Genomic DNA, 1409 nt, shown 5'->3' with positions numbered 1-1409 from the left:
AAACCTGATCATGGGGATTGGAGGGGGCGGTGGATAGGTGGACGGGCTGGACGCTTACCCACGATGTCGGGTGCCAGCGTGGTCAAGTTGACCATCCGGCTGACGTAGCTGTTGTCGATTCCTTCCCGCGTGGCGATCTCCTTCAAGGACTTCGCCTCTCCCGATTCGAGCATCGCCAGCCAGCGGTGGCCCCTGGCCAGCGCCAGTTGGATGGAGGTCGGTGCTACGTCCCACGGTCTAACCGGCGCGGTTTCGCCGTTTGGCAAGGTGACCAGCTTGCGGCCGCTGCGGCGTTTGATCTGGATCGGCACGGACAAGGTCAGCCTGCCGTCGCTGGTCTGCAGGATGTCGGGCTCGCCGGTCTTCTGGATGCGGATGTCGCTCATGCCAGTGCTTCCACTTGTTGCTCGACCGGCTCGGGGCGCAACTCCAGCACCAGGCGTTCGATGCCGTTGGCGCGCAGCCGCACTTCGAGGTCGTTGGGTGACACGATGACTTTCTCGACCAGCAGTTTCACGATCCGGGTCTGTTCGGCCGGGAAAAGTTGATCCCAAATCGCGTCGAGCCGGGTCATGGCCACGGTGATCTTCGCCTCGTCCAAGGTTGGATCGAGCTTGATCGCCTGCGGCAGCATGTCGCCGAGTAGATTCGGGGCACGCAGGATTGCGCGCAGTTGGTCGAGCACGGCCGATTCGAGTTCGGCCGCCGGCAGTCGCGGCAGGCCCGAGGCGCCCGCGTGCTCCTTGGCGTCCCGCTGTGGCACGTAGTAACGGTAGCGACGGCCATTCTTCTTGGTCGTGTGCCACGGCGACAGTGCCCGGCCATCGTTGCCGAACACGATGCCCTTGAGCAGATACGCCACCGTTGCCCGAGTCGCGTTGCCTCGCACCCGGCCATTGGTGGCCAGGATCGCGTGGACGCTATCCCACAGTTCGCGGCTGATGATGGGCGGGTGCTCCGCCTGGTACCACTGGTCCTTGTGCCGCAACTCGCCAAGGTAGGTCCGGTTGCTAAGGAGCTTGTAGATGTGGCCCTTGTCGATCGGTCTGCCCTCGCGGGTCTTGCCGTCTTGCGTGGTCCACGCCTTCGACGTCACGCCATCCAGTTTCAGCTCCTTGACCAGCGCCGTACTGGAGCCGAGTTCAACGAAGCGCTGGAATATGTGCCGGATCAATTTGGCCTCGCGTTCGTTGGGCACCAGTCGGCGGTTCTCGACGTCGTAGCCCAGCGGTGGCACGCCGCCCATCCACATGCCCTTGCGCTTGCTGGCTGCGATCTTGTCGCGGATGCGTTCGCCAGTGACCTCGCGCTCGAACTGGGCGAAGGACAGCAGGATGTTCAGCATCAACCGTAAGCGTCCAGCCCGTCCACCTATCCACCGCCCCCTCCAATCCCCATGATCAGGTTTT

General features: G+C 63.4%; 2 protein-coding genes. Both read right to left on the bottom strand.

Translation table 11 applies throughout. The features are described from left to right. Positions 1 to 8: 8 nt before the first annotated feature. Positions 9 to 386 (bottom strand): LacI family transcriptional regulator, encoded by a 378-nt coding sequence (locus tag IE083_RS15635; RefSeq protein WP_189354955.1) that lies wholly within the window; start codon positions 384 to 386, stop codon positions 9 to 11. Next, entirely contained in the window at positions 383 to 1345 is a 963-nt protein-coding gene (locus IE083_RS15630; protein WP_229799806.1) for a recombinase family protein, read from the bottom strand. The genes IE083_RS15635 and IE083_RS15630 overlap by 4 nt, the downstream gene beginning before the upstream one ends. Positions 1346 to 1409: the final 64 nt, after the last annotated feature.

Source organism: Vogesella fluminis, assembly GCF_014652335.1.
GTDB lineage: Bacteria > Pseudomonadota > Gammaproteobacteria > Burkholderiales > Chromobacteriaceae > Vogesella > Vogesella fluminis.
This window is presented reverse-complemented; position numbering and strand designations above follow the sequence as displayed.